Here is a 19,617-nt window from a genome sequence, read left to right as displayed (position 1 = left end):
CATCCGGCCCTACCCGAACAATTGCGCCAGATGCGCCTTGTACCGCTCGCAGTCTTCCTCGATGCGCGGGTTCTTGACCACGTCGTGGCAGCAGAAGGTTTCCAGCGGCGTCATGCCGAAGAACCGGAAATTCATGTGCGCGGGAAAGAACAGGTCATCCACGGTCTTGCCGCCGAACAGGTACTGGCCCGCATCGCCAAAGGCCTCGGCGGGCGCGTTGAAGGTCAGCGAGAGCATGTACTGCCTGCCGTGCAGCGCCCCGCCCGATCCGTACTGCTGCTCCGGCGCGGAGCGGCTGCGGCCGTCGCCCTGGCACAGCCTGCCGTCGGTGCCCGTGGTATAGACCTGATCCATGTACTTCTTGCAGCTCCACGCAAAGCCCATCCAGTTCACCGGCGACTGCACGATGATCCTGTCCGCCCACAGGTGACGGTCGATTTCCGCCGCCGCATCGTAGGGCTTTGCGGTTTCGGTCACCTGCACGGCGTGCCCCAGCCCTTCCAGCGTGGTACGGGCCAGTTCGACAAGGTGGCGGTTCAGTGTGCCGGGCGAAAAGGGATACGGCTCGTGCCCGTTGATGATCAGGACGTTCATGGCAACCTCGCTGGGCTGTGCGCCCGCTCCGCAGCAACTGCCTGCCGGACGTCGGGCGCGGTTTGCTCACTGTCTCCTACATATCTCGCCGGGCGACATGGTCAAGTGGGCACTTTTTGGTGCGTGTGAAGACTGCTGCCGCAAGCTGACCTATGCTGCGGTGGTACTCTGCCGCGCATCCCGCCCCCGCCCATTTCGCCCGCAACAAAAGACGCCCCCTCCGGCAGGTAGGGGGCGTCCTGTTTCGCGCGTCCGGGCTTCAGGCGGACCCGTAGGCGCGTGGCGGTCGACCATGGCGAGCGTTACGGGGCAAGCGAGGGGCCAAGCCCCATGGCCACGCCCAGCACCACGCCCATCAGCACGGCCAGGGCCAGGCGCACCAGCACGGGCGGGCGCCGGTCGGGGCGGGGCTGAATGAGGACAAGGGCGAACATGGCAGGCTCCGTAAGGTTGCGGAGGGATGGAGCGGGCGGCCGGGAACGCAACCTGTTCCAACGGGCCGCCGCCGTGCTCCACCTGTCCGTACGCACCAACCGGCCACAAGGGCCGAGTGCATGGTCTGGACGCTACGGCGCCTCGAATGATATGTCCAATTCGAATTTTCTCGCAAATCAATACGCAAAGGATATCAATAATGGAGCTGCGCCAACTGCGCTATTTCCTGGCCGTGGCGGAAGAGCTGCACTTCGGGCGGGCCGCCCGGCGCATGCACGTTTCGCAGCCGCCGCTCAGCCAGCAGATTCAGGCGCTGGAGGAGGAACTGGGGGTGCGTCTGTTCGAGCGCACCAGCCGCACGGTGCGGGCCACCCCGGCGGGCGAGGCCCTGCGCGACGACGTGCAGGCGCTGCTGTCCGGGGTGGACGCGGCAGTGGAGCGGGCACGCGCAACGGCGCGGGGCGAACGGGGGCGGCTGCGGCTGGGCTTCGTCGTCAGCGCGGCGGCCACGCGCTTTCCGCAGGCGGTGGCCGCCTATCGGGTGCGCTGCCCCGGCGTGCGGCTGGAACTGCGCGAAATGGGCACCCTGCTGCAACTGCGGCGCATCGAATCCGGCGAGTTGGACGTAGGCCTGCTGCGCAATCTGGACGGCCTGCCGGAAGGCTTCGACCACGCGCCGTTCCTGCACGAGCCGCAGGTGGTGGCCCTGCCCGCGCAGCACCCGCTGGCCGGGCTGCGGATGGTGCCGCTTGCGGCGCTGGCCGGGGTGCCGCTGATCCTTTATCCGCGCCGGGTGTTTCCGGCGGCGTACGATGCCATCATCGCGGCGTGTCGCGGGGCAGGTTTTTCGCCGGAAGTGCCGCAGGAGGCCGTGGGGCTGAACACCCAGCGCGCGCTGGTGGCGGCGGGGGTTGGCGCGGCCATCGTGCCCGCATCCGCCCGCAGCGAACCGCGCGAGGGGGTGGTGTACCGCGACGTGGCGGCAGGCGACGAGACCACGGGAGGCATGCCCGGCCTGCCGGAAATCCGGCTGGACCTGGTCTGGCGCGCCGGACGCGATGACGCCCTGCTGCGCGGCTTTCTGGACGTGGTGGGCAGCTTCGGCGGGGAAGACGACGGGGACGCACCAAACGGCGACACCGTCCCGCCCCTCGGGGGGGATTCCGGCGTTGCGGACGGAGAGGACGCGGAAGGCGAGAATCCGGCGGACTAGCGGCGGGCACAGCGCTGGCCCCGCAGTGCGTGGCGGCGGGGCCTACCCGCCCAGCCAGAGCACCAGCGGCGGACAGAAGGTCACCAGCAACAGATCGACGAGCAGCACCACCAGCATGGGCACGATGGCCCGGCTGATGGCGGAAAGCGGGATGCGCGCGATGGAGCACGACACCACCAGGCACACCCCCAGCGGCGGGGTCAGCATGCCGATGGCCAGGTTCACCACCACGATGACCCCCAGGTGCACCAGGTCGATACCCAGCGCGGGCAGCAGCGGCACCAGCACCGGCACGAACAGCAGGATGGCGGCGGTGGTTTCCAGAAAGGCCCCCACCACCAGCAGCAACAGGTTCACCAGCAGCAACAGCGCCACCCGGTCCCCGGTCAGGGACAGCAGCCCCCCCGCAATGGCCTGCGGCAGCCGTTCCAGCGCCATCACCCATCCGAACAGCGATGCGGCGGCGATGATCAGCATGACCACGGCAGAGGTCACCCCGGCGCACAGGGCCAGGTGCGGCAGGTCGCGCCAGCGCAGTTCGCGGTGGGCGTACAGCCCCACCAGCAGGGCATAGGCCACGGCCATGGCCGCCGATTCGGTGGCAGTGGCCACGCCGCCGATGACGGACCCCAGGATGATGGCAGGCGCACCCAGCGCCCATGCCCCGGAACGGATGGCGGGCCACAGGGCGCGCGCGTCGAAGTGCCGTTCCGGCAGCCGGCCCGTGCGGCGAGCCTCCACCACGCACAAGACCACCAGCGATGCCCCCATGAGCAGCCCCGGCAGCAACCCGCCCGCGAACAGCCGCCCGATGGAGGCCCCGGTCAGCGCGCCGAACACGATCATGGGAATGCTGGGCGGAATGATCACCCCGATGCACCCCCCGGCGGCCTGCACCGCACCCGCCAGCGGAGCCGGGTAACCGCGCCGGACCATTGCCGGAATGAGGATGGACCCCACGGCGGCCGTATCTGCGGCGGCAGAGCCGGACACCCCTGCAAAAAACATGGCCGACACCACCGAAACCGCCGCCAGCCCACCCGGCAGGTGGCCCACCAGCGCATCGGCCAGGGCCACGATGCGCCGCGAAATGCCCCCGGCGGACATCAGTTCGCCTGCCAGCATGAACAGCGGCACGGCCAGCAGCGGAAAGGAATCGGCCCCGGCGTACAGCCGCTGCACGGCCAGCATGGGCTCCAGCCCGGCGGGCATGGCCAGCCCCTTGGCCAGCACGGCGGCAAAGGCGGCACCACCCAGGGCCACGGCCACCGGGGCGTTCAGGGCGAACAGCAACACCATGCCGCCGAACAGGATCAGGCCCACCATGTCAGCGGCCCTCCGGCATGGGGGGCGCCACAGAAGCGCCGTCGGAAGGCGGCGCGGCGGCGGTGTCCGCGTCCCGGTCCGCCATGCCGCATGACAGCGCGGCATCGCCCCTGCCCTGCCCGCCAGCACCCGCAGTACCGCTGGCACCGGGCCACAGGTGGGCCAGCAGGTCCGCCAGTCCGTGCAGGGTCAGCAGCGCGCCGCCCACGGGCACGGCCACGAAGACCACGGCCCGCGACACGCCAAGGGCCGCCGTCTGCTGCGGCAACAGGAACAGGGCGAACCGCGCGCCGTGCCAGGCCACGGCGGCGAAAAAGGCCACGCACACGCACAGCACCAGCAGCCGCGCCCGCCATGCCCAGTCCGGCGAAAAGCGCGCCACCAGCGCGTCCATGCCGATGTGCGCCCGGCCCCGCCAGGCCACCGAGGCGCCGATGAAGGTCAGCTGCACCAGCAGGGCGCGGCCCAGTTCTTCCGACCAGAACAGCGAATTGTTAAACGCATAGCGAAAGACCACCTGCGCGATGAGCAGCCCGGCCATGGCCAGGGTTGCACCGGCCAGCCAGACGCGGGCCACGGCATCGCACCGCGCGGCCACGGACAGCAGCGCCCGGGTCACGGCCGGGCCGGGGCCCCGCCCGCCAGAGCCGTTGCCCCCGGCCACGGACGCGGACACGGCGGCGGGCGGCGCGAAGAAGTGTCCGTCAGCCATGCCCGCCCCTAGCGCCCCACCGCCGCCAGCACGCGCGCCAGCATGTCGTGGGTGCGCGGGTCGGCGAACAGGGAGCCCTGGCGCAGCGCGTCGGTGCGCGCCCGAAACGAGGCCAGATCCGGCGCGTCCACCACCTGCATGCCCGCTTCGCGCAGTTGGCGCAGGTACTCGGCGTCCTTCCGGCGGTTGTAGTCCCGCTGGTACACGGCGGCGGCGGCCATGCACTGCATGACCATCTCCCGGTCGGCCTGGGGCAATCCGTTGAACCAGGCCAGATTGGCCAGGTCCGCGTGGGCGGAATACACATGCCCGGTCAGCGAAAGGTATTTCTGCACCTCGGGCATGCGGTATTCCGCCATGACCCACAGGGGGTTTTCCTGCCCGTCAATGGTGCCCTGCTGCAATTCCGCGTAGATGGGCCAGCCCATGGGCGTGGGATTGGCGCCCAGGGCACGCCACAACTCGCGGTGCAGGGTCGATTCCAGCACCCGGATCTTCAGGCCGCGCACATCGTCCACGGTGCGCACCGGGCGGACGTTGTTGGTCAGGTGGCGGAAGCCGTTCTCCGAAAAGTGCAGCCCCTTCAGCCCCACCCGCTCCAGCGCATCAAGCAGCGACCTTCCCGCCGCCCCGTCCAGCACGCGGTCCGCCTCTGCCGCATCGCGGAACAGGAACGGGTAGTCCAGCACCTTCACCTCGGGCACGAACGGGTCGAGCACGCCAAGGGTGATGATGGCCAACTGCACCCCGCCCAACTGCAACTGTTGCAGGATTTCCGTCTCCGTGCCCAGGGTGCCGGAATGGTGCACCACCACCCGGTAGGCCCCGTGCGAGCGTTCCTCCAGCAGTTGCCGGAACCGTTCGGCGCAGACGTGCTGGGCCGAGCCGGGCGTGGTCACCACGGCCAGGGTCAGTTCCGTGGGGGTGGCGGCGCGGGCGGGGCGGAGCCCTGCGGGCAGGATGGCCGCCAGACAGGCCAAGGCCAGCACAAGGGACACGGCAAGGGCGCGCCCACGGCGTGGGCGGGCCACGGCGGACGGCAACGACGCGAGCGAGGAGAGAGAACGAAAACGGTGGTGCATGGCGATCCTCACCGGATGACGGAAGGGAAACACGGCAGCCGGAGGTACGGCGGGCATGGTGAACCGGGCCGCGCGGACATCAGCAACCCTGCGGAAAGCGCATGATCTCGCAGCGTGAACCCACTGTTACCACAGGTTGAAATACCGATAGGCGCATGGTAAGCATGCGATACCCGGCCACCTTTCGGGCCGGGCCGCGCGCTGGCGGCTGCGGGAAATACCCCGTCCCCCGGACCGGCGGCGGGCGCGCACCATAGCCGCTCGGACGGCGGGGTTCAACCCCCGGCGCGCCCGCGTGCCCCCCTGCCGACCCGGCACGTTGGATTATCCGAACGGCTACAGCCTAGCACACAACGCCGCAACGCGCACCCGCGCCCGGTTTGCACACGGTCCGCGCCACCGCATCCATCGAGACACACCAAAGGATTTCCATGACCGAAGGCAACCTGACCCACCGCGACCTCGCCCGCCTGCTGGGCGTTTCCGAAACCACGGTCAAAAGCTACCGCCGCAAGTTCCCGGACTGCATCCCCGTGGCCAGCCAGGGCAAGCCCATCCGCTTCACGGCGGAGGCGGCGGCAGTGTCCCTGCGCATCCGCGACCTGTTCGAGATGGGCATGTCGGTGGAAGAGGTGCGCGCCCGCCTGGCCGCAGAATTCGCGTGGATAGCGCCGGAAGCCCCTGCCCGTGACGACCGGGATGACCGGGACGACGCTGAACCCGCCGAACCTGCCACCTTGGCCCAGCCCACCCAGGTGGAACTGCCGCAGGACTTCACCCTGGCCGTGAGCAACCTGGCCAAGAGCATGGTGGGGCTGACCCAGCAGCAGAACGCCATCCTGAAACGGGTGCAGCACATCGAGACCCTGATCACCGCGCTGGCCCCCGCCGGGGATGGTGTGGCCGGTTCGACGGGCACGACAGGCTCGACAGGCTCGACTGGCACGACCTCCTTGCAGGGCCGCCCCGCCTGGCTGGACGAGGCGCAGGCCCTGGCCGCCCGGTTCGAGGCCCTGCTGGGTGCCGTGGCCGGTTCCGAAGGAAGCGACGACAGGCAGTCCGCACCTGCCGCCCCCATGGACACCCCCCACGCCATGTCTGCCATGTCCGGCGTGCCCGGCATGTCCGCCACATCCGGCATGTCCGGCGCCCCCGCATCGCCCGCGCCCGAAACGTTTGCCACACCCGCGCCCCCCGACGGCGAACCCGACGGGGACGATGCCCAGGCCGCCACCACGCCCGCACCCTCCGGCGGTCGGGTGGTGCCCTTCCCCGGCGGCTTGTCCGCCCCCCCGGCCAGTGCACCCGGCGCACCGGACACCGCCTTTCCCGCGCAGCAGGACCTGCCGCGCCACCTGCTGGCCCTGCCCCTGGTGGTGCAGTCGCCCCAAGGAGAATTTCTGGGCGTGGCCGGGCGGGCGCGCGGGCGGTTCTGCATCAACGACCTGAAGGCCATGCTGGCCTTTGCCTTCCAGCCGCCGGACCACTACGCCCTGCGCTGCGAACCGACAGAGGAAGGCGGATGGTGGCTGACCCTGGAACAGCCGCAGGCCGAAACCCCGTATGACGTGGTGTTGCTGGTGGACGAATCGGTCACCCCGCGCGGCAATCAGGTCGCCGTGGTGCGCCGCTACGTGGCCAACGGCGTGGAAAGCCACCCCACGGAAATCTACGGCTTTCTGCGCGCGGTGCAGGGCTAGGCGGTGCGGGTTCCCCGCGCGCCCCGCGTGTGCCGGTGAACCCCCCGTTACGGCGTGCAACGCGCCGGAATAGCGCGTATGCTGCGCTTGCATGGTTCCGTGCGCGCCCCCCTCGCAATGCATGCCCGCAAGGTGCCCCGCGCGCACGGACCGACACACGTTCGACGAATTGTAACATCCGTGTGACGGGCGCGACACGGACCGGCGCGAGACAAGGATGATGAAACAGTACTCCCTGCGCAAACGGCTCGTCGTGGGCACCTGGCTGCTGCTGATCGTGGCGTTGCTGCCGCCCTATCTCTATTTCGACAAGACCCTGCGCCGCGACGTGCTGCTGGAGGCCAAGGCCCGCGCCGCCGAGGATGTGGACACCACCTACTGGCTGCTGCGCGAGCACCCGCCCTTTCCCACGTACCAGCACCTCAATGCCTGGGTCACGGAACTCTCGCGCCGCACCGGCACCCGCATCACCTACATCGTGGACGGCCATGTCATGGCCGATTCCGACGTGCCCTTCGAGCGGCTGTCCACGCTGGAAGACCACGCCAACCGGCCCGAGGTGCTGGCCGCCCGCACCGGAACGCTGGGCACCGACGTGCGCTTCAGCGCCACCCTGGGCAAGGACCTGATCTACGCCGCCCGCATGGTGGACAGCATCGCCGGGCTGGACCCCGGCACCCTGCGCCTTGCCCTGCCCCTGTCGGTGGTGCACGACCGGCTGGACCGCATGGAAAAGGGGCTGGTGTGGGCCTTCCTGTTCTCGCTCATGGCCAGCGGCGCGCTGGGCCTGGTGGTCACGCGGCCCCTGCTGCGCGGCATGGAAACCATGGCCATGGCGGCCCAGGCCATCGGCCAGGGTGAATACGGGCGACGCATCCGCGACATACCGGGCCGTGAATTGCGCCCCCTGGCCCACGCCATCAACGGCATGGCCCACAACATCGAGCAGCACCTGCACCAGTTGAACGAGCAGAAGGGGCGGCTGGAAGCCGTGTTCAACGGTATGCACGAAGGGGTCATGGTGCTGGACGCCGCCGGGCGCATCGATTCCATGAACCATGCGCTTACCGCCATGTTCACGGGCATCGGCAACAAGCTGGGCGCCACCCCGCTGGAAGCCACCATGAAGCCGGAACTGCAACGCATGGTGGACGAAATGCTGGTATCGCCCAACGCGCGCGGCATCAGCATGCAGGCCGACCTTGGCGAGGGCCGCGCCTTCGAGATTTCGCTGGTGCCCTTCCGCGATGCCTCTGGCCAGCGCATGGTCCTGGTATTCCACGACATCAGCGAGCGCGAAAAGCTGGAGCACATCCGCCGCGACTTCGTGGCCAACGTTTCGCACGAGCTCAAGACTCCGCTCACCAGCATCAAGGGCTATGCCGAAACGCTGCTGGAAGGGCCACCCGCCTCGCGCGAGCAGATGTCCGCCTTTTTGCGCACCATCCTCAAGAACGCCAACCACATGACCAAGATGGTCAACAGCCTGCTGGTGCTGGCCCGCTCGGAACACAAGGGCGACAAGGTGGCCCTGACCGGCGTGGACGCCGCCGAGGTGCTGCGCCAGACCGTGCGTGAACTGGAACCGGTGGCCTCGCGCAAGGAAATCACGCTAGACAACGGCGTGGGGGCAGGACCGCTGGTGGTGCTGGCCGATCGCGACGGACTGGTGGAGGTGTTCCGCAACCTGCTGGACAACGCCATCAAGTACAGCCCGCCGCAGACGCGGGTGGCCGTGTCCGCCACCGCCGCCGACGGCAGGGTGACCCTGTGCGTGAGCGACCAGGGGCCGGGCATTCCGGAAAAGAGCCGGGAACGCATCTTCGAACGGTTCTACCGCCTGGACCGCGACGGCGACGGAACCAAGAACGGCAGCGCGGGGCTGGGCCTGGCCATCTGCCGCCGCATCGTCATGAGCCACGGCGGCGACATCTGGGTGGAAAGCCCGCTGGATGCCGTCAACCGCACGGGCGCCGCGTTCTTCGTGATGCTGGCCGCCCCCCGGCCCCAGGACGAGGGCTGGGACGGTGACATGAACGGCGAAGCGCCGGACGGCGACGAACTGGACGGTGATGGGACGGACGGCGACGGGACGGACGACATTCCGGACACCCCGGCAGTGCTGCACGCTGGCACGTCCACGGGGCCGAACGCCGGAGCCGCTACGCCGGAAGGTTCCACCGCTACGGCAGGCGGGCCCGATGCAGACAAACCCGATGCATCGGGGCACACAGGGGCGGGCGAGCCGCACGGCCCCTCACGCGAGGCATGATCGCGCGCGTTCGTCGCAAGAAATCGACAGACAGCTTCCCGGCATGGCCGGGCCATACGGGGACGCCGCGCGGCGTCCCCGTTGCGTTGGGGCGTGCCGGACGCGCTGGCGATGGGGGCAGGGCAATGCGCACGGCAAGAGAACAGGGGGGAAGGGGGATGGCGGGACGGGGCTGACCAGACACCGGCCCCACGCCGGACACCGCCCGACACGACAGGCCCGCCACTGCCGCGCAGGGCTCGGAAACGGCGGGCAGGGCGACAGCACTTGAGGACTGTGGGGGCCGAGGAGGGGCGTGGAGCCGCCCCCCCACCCGGCAGCGGCATGCTGACGGCAAGGGGTGACGGCAAGGGCTGGGGCCGCAGGAACGCGGCGCGGGACGGAGGCTATTTCATGCGGTAGGTGATGCGGCCACGCGTCAGGTCGTACGGTGAAAGCTCTACCTTCACACGGTCGCCGGGCAGGATGCGGATGTAGAACTTGCGCATCTTGCCGGAGATGTGGGCCAGCACTTCGTGGCCATTCTCGAGCTCCACACGGAACATCGCGTTGGGCAGGGCTTCCTGCACAACGCCGTCAACCTCGATGGCATCTTCCTTTGCCATGGATCCTCCGTCTCGTTCTCTCGCACCCCGTGCGGGCGGGGCAAAACAACTGCACCGCCATTTCATATAATGCCTGTTTTGTCAACAAAACCGCACCACACAAGGGCTCGCGGCCTGTTCCCGACCAGTGAAGCCGGGCAATGCGCTCCGCTGTCATCCGGAGGGCCAGCGGAGGCCGAAGGAGACCGGAGGAACTCAGCGGAACCCTGCGGGAAAAGACACGCCCACGGCAGGCGCTGCCCCTCGCCCTCGGCAGAACCGGGAGGGCGGGCCACCGCGACCGGCGGTCGATCCCCCGGCACCGGACACACGGGGGGGGGGCGCATACCCGCTATCTTGCGGCTGCCCCTTCCGCTGCACCGCGATTGCGCAGCAGCAGCCACAGCCCCACGCCGAGCAACGGCAGGCACAGCACCTGCCCCATGGTCAGCCAGCCGAAGGCCAGATAGCCCAACTGCGGATCGGGCTCGCGCACGAACTCCACGGCAAAGCGGAAGATCGCGTACAGCACGCCGAACAGGCCGGACACCGCGCCCACCGGGCGCTTGCGCCCGGAAAACCACCAGACGGCGGCAAACAGCACCACGCCTTCCAGCGCGGCCTCGTACAGTTGCGAAGGATGGCGGGGAAAGGGGCCGCCATCGGGAAACACCATGGCCCATGGCAACGTGGTGGGCGCGCCCCACAATTCGCCGTTGATGAAGTTGCCGATGCGGCCAAAGAACAGCCCCGGCGGAATCAGCGGCGCCACGAAGTCCACCACGGACAGGAATTCGCGTTCGGCGCGCCGGGCGTACATCCACACCGCGAACAGCACCCCCAGCAATCCCCCGTGAAAGGACATGCCCCCGTGCCATATCTGGAAGATGGCGGCGGGCTGGCTGACGTAGTAGGCGAGGTCGTAGAACAGGATGTAGCCCAGCCGCCCCCCCAGTACCACGCCGAAGATGGCCCAGGTGACCATGTCGTCCACCTGCTGCGGGTGCCAGCCGCTGCCGGGCTGCGCGGCGCGGCGGCGGCCCAGCCACCAGCCGGAGACGAAGCCGAACAGGTACATCAGCCCGTACCAGCGGAACTGCAACGGGCCGATGGAAACGGCCACGGGATCTATGCGGGGGTATGCGAGCATCGGGACTCCCGGTGATGCTTGGGTTGCGGAAAAGGCCAGAACGACAGGGCATGGCAGGGGCGCCAGCGTGCGGCGGGTTATCCTGAAGCATGGCAGTCACCACGAGGTTGGGCACGCGCGGTGGCCCCCTGCGGCGCACAGCCATGCCAACTGGGCACACCGGCACGCCACGCAGGCCGCGCAGAGGGTCGAACACCCGACGCTGTGGTACGACCAGTGCCCGCTCACGTCAATGCCGGGCCATGCCGGATGCGAAACCGCCACCACACAGGCGGGAAACCGCCACAGCGCCCGGCAGGGAGTCACGCCCGTCTGGCCTCCAGCCGCGCGCACGTCACGCACCCCACGCATCCCACAAATCTGGCCAATCCGCACGGAGTGCACACAATCCTGTTGACAACCCGAGGGGTTTCGGGCAAGAACCTACTTCCGCTTGGGGCTGTAGCTCAGTTGGGAGAGCGCTTGAATGGCATTCAAGAGGTCAGGAGTTCAATTCTCCTCAGCTCCACCAGAATTTCGCAGGGGTTATCCGAAAGGGTAACCCCTGCGCCTTTTTGCGCCCGGCAATACAACGGACCGGGGCACCCCAAGCCCTCTCCGCCGCCAATCCGCCCGAAACCGCACCCGGACCGCGCCCCCTGCACCCGCAGGCACCCCGCCCATCGAGACCAGGCGTCCTGCCCCAACGGAGCTGGCCATCGCACTCCCGGCCGCGACATGTTGCAGGCAGGTTCCAGGCGCATGTCAAAATGCTTCCGCCTGGACATGGCGGGGAAATCGCGTTTACTTTTCGTTGTTTCCGTGACAAGGCGTAATAAACAAACCCTTACGCCAAACCACAATGCAATGACAGTAAACCTTGATGCTGAAACACTCTCCATCTGCTACGGCATAACATGCTGCATTCAATGCATTGCCTTCATCCTTCAATACAATGCAAGCAGATCAGAAGACGGACCAGGATGGTGGGCCATCGCAAGCGGCTTTTCAGTCCTCGGGTTCATTGCAAGCTTCTTCAGAGACGCACCTCATCTGCACAGCGCTGTTGCAATCTTTTACAACATGTCGTTTGTTGCAAACATATCCCTTGTATACGTAGGCATTACCAAGCTGAACAAAACGGCAATCTCCCTGAAGATATTCCCGCTGGCCTACGCAGTCACCACCGCATTCCTGATATATTACACACTTGCAGACTACAGCATCCCCATGCGCAGGGCCACAACGTCCACCGCCTGCGCCATCTTTTCACTGGCGTGTGCCCGCGCAGTCAATCAGGGCACCAAAAACAGCCGCAACTCCCTCGCCGCATTCACCCAGCTTCTTTTCCTGTTCAACGCCTTCTGGCTGCTTGCGCTGGCCATCATTCCCCTTGCCACCGCCGGGACCATGCCGTTCATGGAACCGCCAGCCCCCCTCACGCTCTCCTACCTTCTCATCATGACGACGAGCACACTGTGGGCATTCTGCCTGGCCACCCTCGTCAATCAAAAGCTTTCCGAACGGCTGACGACCTCGAAGCAGTTCCTGGAATCCACGCTGGATGCCCTGTCCTCCCATATCGCCCTTATCCACGAGCACGGAGAAATCATCCTCGTCAACAAGGCCTGGCGCAACTTTGCCGCTGCCAACGGGATCGACCCCAGGGCGGTTTCCGAAGGGACAAACTACGTCAGCATCTGCGAAAGCAGCGCGGCAGAATGCAGCCATGAGGCCGACAGCTTTGCGGAAGGCATCAAGTCCGTCCTGAACGGCAACACGGACTCGTTCACGATGGAATATGCATGCCACTCCCCCGACACCCAGCGGTGGTTCGTCGGCAGGGTCACGCGATTTCCCGGACACGGCCCCAGAAGGGCCGTCATCGCGCATGAAGACATTACCGAAAGGAAGCTGAGCGAAATAGAGCTCGCCAAGCTGAACAGACAGCTGGAATCCATGAGCAACGAGGATGCGCTGACCCGGATCTCGAACCGGCGACACCTTGACCGCATGCTTTCCTACGAATGCGGCAGACATGCCCGCTCCGGGGCGCCACTTTCGCTCATCATGCTCGATATAGACTACTTCAAGAACTACAACGACACATACGGGCATGTCACCGGGGACGAATGCCTGCAACGCGTTGCGCAAGCCATATCGAAAAGCATCAGGCGCCCCACGGACATCGCCGCCAGATACGGCGGCGAGGAGTTCATGTGCCTGCTTGCGGAAACCAGCCTGATAGGGGCTGTCAGCCTGGCGGAAACCATACGCAGCGCCATCCGCGACCTGGCGATTGCACACGCAACATCCCAGGTCGCCAACGTGGTGACGGTCAGCATCGGCGTGATCTCCCTCACCTGCAACGCCGGGACAACGCCCGACCAGATCATCAAGAATGTGGACGCGCTCCTGTACCAGGCAAAGAACGAAGGCAGAAACCGGGTAACGTTCGGCACCATGAACGACCCGCTGTACCTGGAACAAACGCACCACGTCTCAGGCGCGCTGAAAATCCTCTGGGCCAAGGATTTTGCATCAGGAAACATCACGCTCGACCAGCAGCACATGAGCCTCATGGACCTGTCGAACGATCTTCTTCGGCATATCTTCGACGACAACAGCGCAGCCGCAGTGCGTTCCTGCATCAGCACAATCATCCACCATGCCGCGCAGCACTTCAAGGATGAAGAAGACATCCTGCGCGCCATCGACTACCCGGAACTTGATGAACACATCGCGGAGCATGCGCGCCTGCTGCACCTCTGCGACACCCTGATGCAGGACGACGACGCCTGCGTTGAACGAAAATCGGACATTCTCCAGATCATCATCCATGATCTTGTCATGAAGCACATGCTCTGCGAGGACGTAAAATACCACCTGCACTTCAAGACCAGCCGCGACACGTAACCCCCGGCGTTCGGATCGGCGGTTTCACTGCCAGCCGACAGTGGACGGGATGGCCCCGCCAGCATCGCCGAAGGGGCTGATTCCCCTCACTTGACGCAGGCCGGTGTATCCTGCACACCCGGCATACCGGCAGCAAACCACATCCACCCCCGGCGAATCTGCCCCGGGCGTGGCGGCACCCCGGCCCCCAGCCCCGCAGGCCGCTCCGGGCCACCGCCAACGGCAGGCGACCTCCGACAACTCTCCCCGCTCCCAAAGCGGCCCCCCAGAACACCATGGACGCACCCGCCCCGAAAAAACGCCCCCGTGGCCGCCCCCGTTGCGATGCCTCGCGCACGCAGATCCTGGAGGCCACCAACGCCCTGCTCGAAGAGGTCGGCTACGCCCGCCTGACCATGGAGGGCATTGCCGCGCGCGCCGGGGTAAGCAAGGCCACGCTGTACCGCTGGTGGCCCGGCAAGGGGGCCGTGGCCATGGAGGCGTTCATGCACGCCACCAATCCGCGCATCGACTTTCCGCACACCGATTCCGCCGTGGCCGACGTGACCGCCCAGATGCACCTGCTGGCCGCCGTCTATCGCGGCGTTACCGGGCGGCTGGTGCGCGAACTCATCGGGCTTGGCCAGGGCGACCCGCAAACCCTGGCCGCTTTTGTGGAAAGCTATCTGCTGCCGCGCCGCGCGGCGGCCAAGGACGTGCTGCGGCGCGGCATCGCCCGGGGCGAACTGCGCCCGGACCTCGACCTCGACCTGCTGGTGGATGCGCTGTACGCCCCCATCTTCCACCGGTTGCTGCTTCAGCACGGGCCGCTGGACGATGCGTTCATCCGCGCCGTGGCCGCCACGGCGTTCGCCTCCGTGGTGCTGCCCCGCTAAGCCTCACACGGCCTCGGCCAGTCGTGCCCAGCCATGCAGAGGCATGACGGGTCATGACTGGTCAGGGCTGGGCTGGTCATGACTGGTCAGGGTGGACCAAGGGGGGGGGCAGGGCTGCCCACCCCGCCTCCCGTTTCCCTCGCCTTTTCCCACGCGTCCCTTTCTCCACGTCCCGGCACCCGTTGCTTCCGCCCTCCGCCGCATCCCGCGTCGGAGTTTTTTTGCGCCCGCCCCTCCTTGCCTCTTGACGCCGCATCGTTCTGATTTTAAATACGACCCGTATCGTTTCTATGAAAAGGAGCCACCACCATGCCCGCCAGCATTTCCGCCGCAACGCCCGCCGCGCCATCCCCTGCCCCGTCCGCCAACTCCCGGGGCGCCACCGCGCCGCGCGGCCTTGTCTCCGAACCGGAGGGCCACCCGGACCGGGTGCCCGGGCGCGACCACGACCATGAACTGAGCGGGGCGCTGGTCCTGCTCATGGCAGCGGCGGCTGGCCTGTGCGTGGCCAGCATCTATTACAACCAGCCCATGCTGGGCATTCTGGCCCGCGCCTTCAATGCCGGGCAGGGCGAGATATCGATCATCCCCATCCTGACCCAGGCGGGCTATGCCGCCGGGCTGTTGCTGCTCACCCCGCTGGGCGACCGGCTGGAGCGGCGCGGGCTTATCGTGTGGAGTGTGGCCGCCCTGGCCGTGGCACTGGTACTGTCCGGCTTCGCGCAGGGGCTGTGGACGCTGGCCGCCGCCAGCCTGGCCGTGGGCGCCCTGGCCACCGTGGCCCAGCAGATCATCCCCATGGCCGCGCAACTGGCACCGGACAACCAGAAAGGCCGCGTGGTGGGCCTGGTCATGGCGGGGCTGCTGTCCGGCATCCTGCTGTCGCGCACGGTCAGCGGGCTGGTTTCGGAATACGCCAGCTGGCGCCTGCTGTTCTGGATGGCGGGCGGCATGTGCGCGGTACTGGCGGCGGTGCTGGCCGGGCGCCTGCCCGTGGTCCGGCCCGCCACGGCCATCAGCTATCCCCGGCTGCTGCTTTCGCTGTTGCAACTGTTCCGCGCGCACGGCCTGCTGCGGCGCTCCGGGCTGGTACAGGGGCTGCTGTTTTCCGGTTTCGTGTCGTTCTGGGCCAGCCTGGCCTTCTTTCTGGAGCAACCCCCGTTCCGCATGGGCAGTTCCGTGGCCGGGGCGCTGGGGGTCATCGGCATCGTCGGGGTCATGGCCGCCCCCCTGGCCGGGCGGCTGGCCGACAAGTGGAGCGGGCAGGGTGGCAACCGGCGCATCATCGTGCTGGGCGCCGCCGCCGTGGCCGCCTCGTTCGCGCTGTTCTGGACGGGGCGCACGTCCATGGCCGTGCTGGTGGCGGGCATCATCCTGATGGACGCGGGCTTGCAGGTGGCCATGGTCGCCAACCAGGCCCGGGTCTACGCGCTGGACGCCGGGGCGCGCAGCCGCCTGAACACCGTGTACATGACCATGATGTTCCTTGGCGGGGCGCTGGGCACCGCCATTGGCGCGCAGGCTTACGCGCACTTCGGCTGGGCCGGGGTATGCGGCTTTGGCGCGGTCAGTTCGCTGCTGGGATTCGCCTGCGAATACCTTGGCGGCAGGGCGTAGGTGAAAAAACGGCGACGGGGAGCAGCCGCGGGCGTCAGCCGCCGCTGCTCCCCGTCGCGGAAAGCACACGCCCGCGCCCAGGGCATGCCCCGGCGCATGGCGCCTAGTCCGACGCGCGCTGTTGCAGGGCCTTCACCCTGTCGCTGAAGAACCAGTACCGCCCGAACTCTTCCTTGTACTTGCGCAACGTGTCCAACGAACAGGCATAGGGGCGCAGGGCGAAATCCTCGCGAGGCTTCTCGAAATTGAAAGCCCCTTCCCACAGCGAGTCCAGCGGCACATCCTCCAGGAACAGTTGATCCCGCATGGCCTGCTCGAATATCTTCGTGCCGGGGAAGGGAATCAGCGTATAGACGTGGTACTTGTCCAGTTCCAGTTCCAGAATCATGCGCCGGGTGTCCTCAAGCGTTTCCGGGGTATCCTCCGGAAAGCCGATGATGAACATCCCCGTGGTCAGCATGTCGTATTTTTTCGCAAGCTTTGCGATTTCGTAAATTTTCTTTCGCGTCAGGTTCTTGCGAATCACCCGCTGGCGAATGTTGTCGTTGCCGCTTTCTATGGGCATGGGAAAGTGCACGCACCCCGCCTCCGCCATGGCCTCCATCATCTGCTCGTCCAGCGCACCCAGATTGAATCCGGACGAGGAATCGAACTGAATGTTCAGGTTCCGCTTCTTCAGCTCCTTGCAGAACGCCATGGCATGTTGCTTGTGCAGCGTGAAATTGTCGTCGAAAATGGAAAAGTACGTCACGCCATGCTCATGGTACAGAAACTCCATCTCCTCGAAGATGCTGTCCATGGCGCGCAGGCGCAACCCCCGCCCCATCATGTGGAACGCGGAACAGAACGTGCAGCTCAGCGGGCATGAACGACTGGTGTACAAGGGCGCGACCATGGTTATGGCGTTGCCCTTCGGGTTGTACCATTTTGAATAGTCGGCGCGGTAGTCGTCCAGCCGCAGCATGTCCCAGGCGGGCATGGGCATGTCGGCGGAACTCAGCGGGGACATGCGTTCGTTCACGTGCACCCGGCCCGCGCCGTCCCGCCAGGCAATCCCCCGGATGGTGGCAAGGGCCGCGTCGTCGGGCTTGCCGAGGACGCGCAACAGGCTTTCCGTCTGCTGTTCCCCTTCCCCCAGGATCACATAATCGAATGCCGTGCAGTTGGTCAGTATTTCCCGCGCAAAAAGGGTGGGGTGCATCCCCCCAAGCAGTATCGGCAAATGCGCGGCCCGGTCGCGAATGGCCTCCGCAAGCTTGCGGGCAAACGGAAACTGCGAAGACACCAGACAGTTGAGCCCAACGGCATCATAGCCGCCAGCGGCCAACCGCGCGCACACCTGTTCCACCTTCTGGGCATCGGTCACCGCCCCCGCCTTGCCGAGCAGATCCATGTTCAGGATTTCGGAAGTATGCCCTGCCTTGCGCAACATCCCCCCGATGCACAGCAACGACATTGGCGGCACGATCTGGACCCTGCTGGGGTTGTGCGGTGTCGGCATGGAAAGGAGCAGGATATGCATGGTGCCTCCGGAAATGCTTGCTGGTTATCGACCGGGTCCCGCTTCGTCTGATTCCGGGGATGGCGCGCGGCAGGCACACGGCCCGCAAGGGCCGCCAGAAATCCGCCGCAGGAGCCCTGCCTGTCACGCTTTTGCAAATACCGTTCCCACACTTGAAATGCCACCCTTGCCCAAAACGGCGAAAGGGCTGGGCAGGCGCACTTGACGCCCCTGCCCCGCTTCCTGCACACCCTAGGCATGGCACACCGGCCCCGCCCGATCACGGTGCCGGGGCCCCACCCCCTGCCATCGGAGTCGGACAGCATGGGATGCAGCCACTACACGGCCATTTGCGCCATCGTGAAGGACGAGCAGCTCGCCTTGCCGGAATTCGTGGCCTATCACCATTCCATCGGCTTCGAAAAATTCATCTTCTACGACAACGAAAGCGCCATCCCCGTACGCGAGACCCTGAAGGAATACGTGGCGCGCGGCATCGTGGACGTCTACCGCGTGGTGGGCAAGAGCATGCAGATGCCCTGCTACACCCAGTGCATCAAGGACTACCGCGACAAAGTGCGCTGGATCGCCTTCATCGACGCGGACGAATTCCTGATCCTCAAGCGGCACGCCGACGTGCGCCTGCTGCTGTTCGAGTACGAGGCCCACGCGGGCTTGGCCGTGCACTGGGTCACCCACGGCTCGTCCGGGCACCTGGGCAGGCCCGGCGGGCTGGTGCTGGACGAGTACCCGGAATATTTCACCGACAACGTACCCGACAACCTGCACGTGAAAAGCATCGTGCAGCCCGCCCGCACCGAACGCGCGCGCGACCCGCACCAGTTCCTCTTCACCCCCGGCCACGGCTGCGTGGACGAGCACGGCACCCCGGTAACCAGCGCCTTTGCCCCCTTCACGGCGGACATCGTGCAGCTGAACCACTACCTGTTCAAGTCGCAGCAGGATTACGAGGCCAAGATGCGCCGGGGCCGCGCCGACAACCACGAATTCAGCGACCTGCGCAAGCTGGAGGGGTTCTGGCGCCAGGCAACCCGCCCCACGGCCGCGTGGCGCCCCCTGTCGCACCAGCGCTCGCTGCGGCTGCGGCGGGCCGTGGCCACCGGCCAGCCCTACCGTGACGACCCGCACCTGGACGTGGACACCGCCTGCGCCGACGAGGCCCGACTGTACGCCACGGTGCAAGGCCACCTGGCCCACGGGCGGCCCCACGCGGCCCTGCTGCATGCCGTGCTGTACCGCAACACCCACGGCTACTGCTGGAGCGCGGGCTGGCTGACCATGCTGGCCTGGCTGGCCCTGCGCCGCAAGGACATGGCCCTGGCCGAGGCCGACAGCCTGCTGCGGCACGAACCCTCGGTCCGGTCACACTACCAGCGCTTCTACGTGCTGGACAAATTGGGCGAGCGCGAAAAGGCCCTGCACGCGGGGCGGTACCTCCGCTTTGCCTGCGAAATCCTGAAGCAGACCGCCAGCCCGGAATACGCGGAGTTGCGCAGGATCGACGCCAGGCGCGGCTTGGGCATCTGGTAGACACGGGCATTGCAACCGTCCCACCGCCGCCCCGCGCACACCGCAGAACCATCGCTCCTTACCAGCACCCTCCGCCCCTCCGCTCCGCCCCACCACCGTGCTGCCGAGAC

The 19,617-nt window shown here is 67.0% G+C and carries 15 protein-coding genes and 1 tRNA gene; 8 read left to right on the top strand and 8 right to left on the bottom strand.

Annotated elements, in window-relative coordinates; all coding sequences use genetic code 11:
- Nucleotides 1–9: 9 nt before the first annotated feature.
- Nucleotides 10–594 carry an NAD(P)H-dependent oxidoreductase gene (locus ABWO17_RS13525; protein ID WP_353119386.1) on the bottom strand — a complete coding sequence of 195 codons (585 nt, stop codon included), beginning with the start codon at nt 592–594 and terminating at the stop codon, nt 10–12.
- A gap of 302 nt (nt 595–896) precedes the next feature.
- On the bottom strand, nt 897–1,028 hold the full coding sequence (locus ABWO17_RS13520; protein WP_353119384.1) for a hypothetical protein: 132 nt from the start codon (nt 1,026–1,028) through the stop codon (nt 897–899).
- A 200-nt stretch (nt 1,029–1,228) separates the two neighbouring features.
- Here ABWO17_RS13520 and ABWO17_RS13515 point away from each other — a divergent pair, with 200 nt between their 5' ends.
- Nucleotides 1,229–2,242: a LysR substrate-binding domain-containing protein gene (locus ABWO17_RS13515; RefSeq protein WP_353119382.1), complete on the top strand. Its 1,014-nt coding sequence runs from the start codon at nt 1,229–1,231 to the stop codon at nt 2,240–2,242.
- A gap of 42 nt (nt 2,243–2,284) precedes the next feature.
- On the opposite strand, the gene ABWO17_RS13510 is transcribed toward ABWO17_RS13515, so the two are convergent.
- The 3 genes from ABWO17_RS13510 to ABWO17_RS13500 are packed head-to-tail and all read right to left on the bottom strand — an operon-like array spanning nt 2,285 to nt 5,362.
- The gene (locus ABWO17_RS13510; protein ID WP_353119380.1) at nt 2,285–3,568 is read right to left on the bottom strand and encodes a TRAP transporter large permease; all 1,284 of its coding nucleotides are present in this window, start codon (nt 3,566–3,568) and stop codon (nt 2,285–2,287) included.
- 1 nt (nt 3,569) lies between these two features.
- Nucleotides 3,570–4,280, bottom strand: coding sequence for a TRAP transporter small permease (locus tag ABWO17_RS13505; protein WP_353119378.1), 711 nt, complete (start codon nt 4,278–4,280; stop codon nt 3,570–3,572).
- 8 nt (nt 4,281–4,288) lie between these two features.
- A complete protein-coding gene (locus tag ABWO17_RS13500) occupies nt 4,289–5,362 on the bottom strand; it encodes a TRAP transporter substrate-binding protein (RefSeq protein WP_353119376.1) in 1,074 nt (357 codons plus the stop codon).
- Nucleotides 5,363–5,793: 431 nt separating this feature from the next.
- On the opposite strand from ABWO17_RS13500, the gene ABWO17_RS13495 reads away from it, so the two are divergent.
- Together ABWO17_RS13495 and ABWO17_RS13490 are read left to right on the top strand one after the other, a co-directional pair.
- Nucleotides 5,794–7,062, top strand: a complete 1,269-nt coding sequence (locus ABWO17_RS13495) for a MerR family transcriptional regulator (RefSeq protein WP_353119374.1) — start codon at nt 5,794–5,796, stop codon at nt 7,060–7,062.
- Nucleotides 7,063–7,282: 220 nt separating this feature from the next.
- Complete coding sequence (locus tag ABWO17_RS13490) at nt 7,283–9,334, top strand: sensor histidine kinase (RefSeq protein WP_353119372.1); 2,052 nt, start codon at nt 7,283–7,285, stop codon at nt 9,332–9,334.
- A gap of 386 nt (nt 9,335–9,720) precedes the next feature.
- Here the strand turns inward: ABWO17_RS13490 and infA are convergent, their stop codons facing one another.
- Both infA and lgt read right to left on the bottom strand, forming a co-directional pair.
- Nucleotides 9,721–9,939, bottom strand: coding sequence for a translation initiation factor IF-1 (gene infA / locus ABWO17_RS13485; RefSeq protein ID WP_007525542.1), 219 nt, complete (start codon nt 9,937–9,939; stop codon nt 9,721–9,723).
- A 331-nt stretch (nt 9,940–10,270) separates the two neighbouring features.
- Complete coding sequence (lgt, locus tag ABWO17_RS13480) at nt 10,271–11,068, bottom strand: prolipoprotein diacylglyceryl transferase (RefSeq protein ID WP_353119369.1); 798 nt, start codon at nt 11,066–11,068, stop codon at nt 10,271–10,273.
- Between the two features lie 435 nt (nt 11,069–11,503).
- Between lgt and ABWO17_RS13475 the strand changes: the two genes are divergently transcribed.
- The 4 genes from ABWO17_RS13475 to ABWO17_RS13460 all read left to right on the top strand — a co-directional run bounded on the left by ABWO17_RS13475 (nt 11,504) and on the right by ABWO17_RS13460 (nt 16,455).
- Nucleotides 11,504–11,579: transfer RNA gene (locus tag ABWO17_RS13475), tRNA-Ala, on the top strand.
- A 335-nt stretch (nt 11,580–11,914) separates the two neighbouring features.
- Nucleotides 11,915–13,963, top strand: coding sequence for a diguanylate cyclase (locus tag ABWO17_RS13470; RefSeq protein ID WP_353119368.1), 2,049 nt, complete (start codon nt 11,915–11,917; stop codon nt 13,961–13,963).
- Nucleotides 13,964–14,238: 275 nt separating this feature from the next.
- Nucleotides 14,239–14,838 (top strand): TetR/AcrR family transcriptional regulator, encoded by a 600-nt coding sequence (locus ABWO17_RS13465; RefSeq protein WP_353119366.1) that lies wholly within the window; start codon nt 14,239–14,241, stop codon nt 14,836–14,838.
- Between the two features lie 309 nt (nt 14,839–15,147).
- Nucleotides 15,148–16,455, top strand: a complete 1,308-nt coding sequence (locus tag ABWO17_RS13460) for an MFS transporter (protein ID WP_353119364.1) — start codon at nt 15,148–15,150, stop codon at nt 16,453–16,455.
- Between the two features lie 103 nt (nt 16,456–16,558).
- Here ABWO17_RS13460 and ABWO17_RS13455 read toward each other — a convergent pair whose 3' ends face one another.
- Nucleotides 16,559–17,977 (bottom strand): B12-binding domain-containing radical SAM protein, encoded by a 1,419-nt coding sequence (locus ABWO17_RS13455; protein WP_353119362.1) that lies wholly within the window; start codon nt 17,975–17,977, stop codon nt 16,559–16,561.
- A gap of 303 nt (nt 17,978–18,280) precedes the next feature.
- Here ABWO17_RS13455 and ABWO17_RS13450 point away from each other — a divergent pair, with 303 nt between their 5' ends.
- Entirely contained in the window at nt 18,281–19,507 is a 1,227-nt protein-coding gene (locus ABWO17_RS13450) for a glycosyltransferase family 2 protein (RefSeq protein WP_353119360.1), read from the top strand.
- Nucleotides 19,508–19,617: the final 110 nt, after the last annotated feature.

It is taken from the genome of Nitratidesulfovibrio sp. (assembly GCF_040373385.1).
GTDB lineage: Bacteria > Desulfobacterota > Desulfovibrionia > Desulfovibrionales > Desulfovibrionaceae > Cupidesulfovibrio.
The sequence above is the reverse complement of the archived record's forward strand: the minus strand, read 5'-3'. Positions and strand labels throughout refer to the sequence as shown.

Excerpts from the sequence above, each read along its gene's own strand:
- ABWO17_RS13525 (WP_353119386.1), bottom strand. The coding sequence starts at position 594 with ATGAACGTCCTGATCATCAACGGGCACGAGCCGTATCCCTTTTCGCCC.
- ABWO17_RS13520 (WP_353119384.1), bottom strand. The coding sequence starts at position 1,028 with ATGTTCGCCCTTGTCCTCATTCAGCCCCGCCCCGACCGGCGCCCGCCC.
- ABWO17_RS13515 (WP_353119382.1), top strand. The coding sequence starts at position 1,229 with ATGGAGCTGCGCCAACTGCGCTATTTCCTGGCCGTGGCGGAAGAGCTG.
- ABWO17_RS13510 (WP_353119380.1), bottom strand. The coding sequence starts at position 3,568 with ATGGTGGGCCTGATCCTGTTCGGCGGCATGGTGTTGCTGTTCGCCCTG.
- ABWO17_RS13505 (WP_353119378.1), bottom strand. The coding sequence starts at position 4,280 with ATGGCTGACGGACACTTCTTCGCGCCGCCCGCCGCCGTGTCCGCGTCC.
- ABWO17_RS13500 (WP_353119376.1), bottom strand. The coding sequence starts at position 5,362 with ATGCACCACCGTTTTCGTTCTCTCTCCTCGCTCGCGTCGTTGCCGTCC.
- ABWO17_RS13495 (WP_353119374.1), top strand. The coding sequence starts at position 5,794 with ATGACCGAAGGCAACCTGACCCACCGCGACCTCGCCCGCCTGCTGGGC.
- ABWO17_RS13490 (WP_353119372.1), top strand. The coding sequence starts at position 7,283 with ATGAAACAGTACTCCCTGCGCAAACGGCTCGTCGTGGGCACCTGGCTG.
- infA (WP_007525542.1), bottom strand. The coding sequence starts at position 9,939 with ATGGCAAAGGAAGATGCCATCGAGGTTGACGGCGTTGTGCAGGAAGCC.
- lgt (WP_353119369.1), bottom strand. The coding sequence starts at position 11,068 with ATGCTCGCATACCCCCGCATAGATCCCGTGGCCGTTTCCATCGGCCCG.
- ABWO17_RS13470 (WP_353119368.1), top strand. The coding sequence starts at position 11,915 with ATGACAGTAAACCTTGATGCTGAAACACTCTCCATCTGCTACGGCATA.
- ABWO17_RS13465 (WP_353119366.1), top strand. The coding sequence starts at position 14,239 with ATGGACGCACCCGCCCCGAAAAAACGCCCCCGTGGCCGCCCCCGTTGC.
- ABWO17_RS13460 (WP_353119364.1), top strand. The coding sequence starts at position 15,148 with ATGCCCGCCAGCATTTCCGCCGCAACGCCCGCCGCGCCATCCCCTGCC.
- ABWO17_RS13455 (WP_353119362.1), bottom strand. The coding sequence starts at position 17,977 with ATGCATATCCTGCTCCTTTCCATGCCGACACCGCACAACCCCAGCAGG.
- ABWO17_RS13450 (WP_353119360.1), top strand. The coding sequence starts at position 18,281 with ATGGGATGCAGCCACTACACGGCCATTTGCGCCATCGTGAAGGACGAG.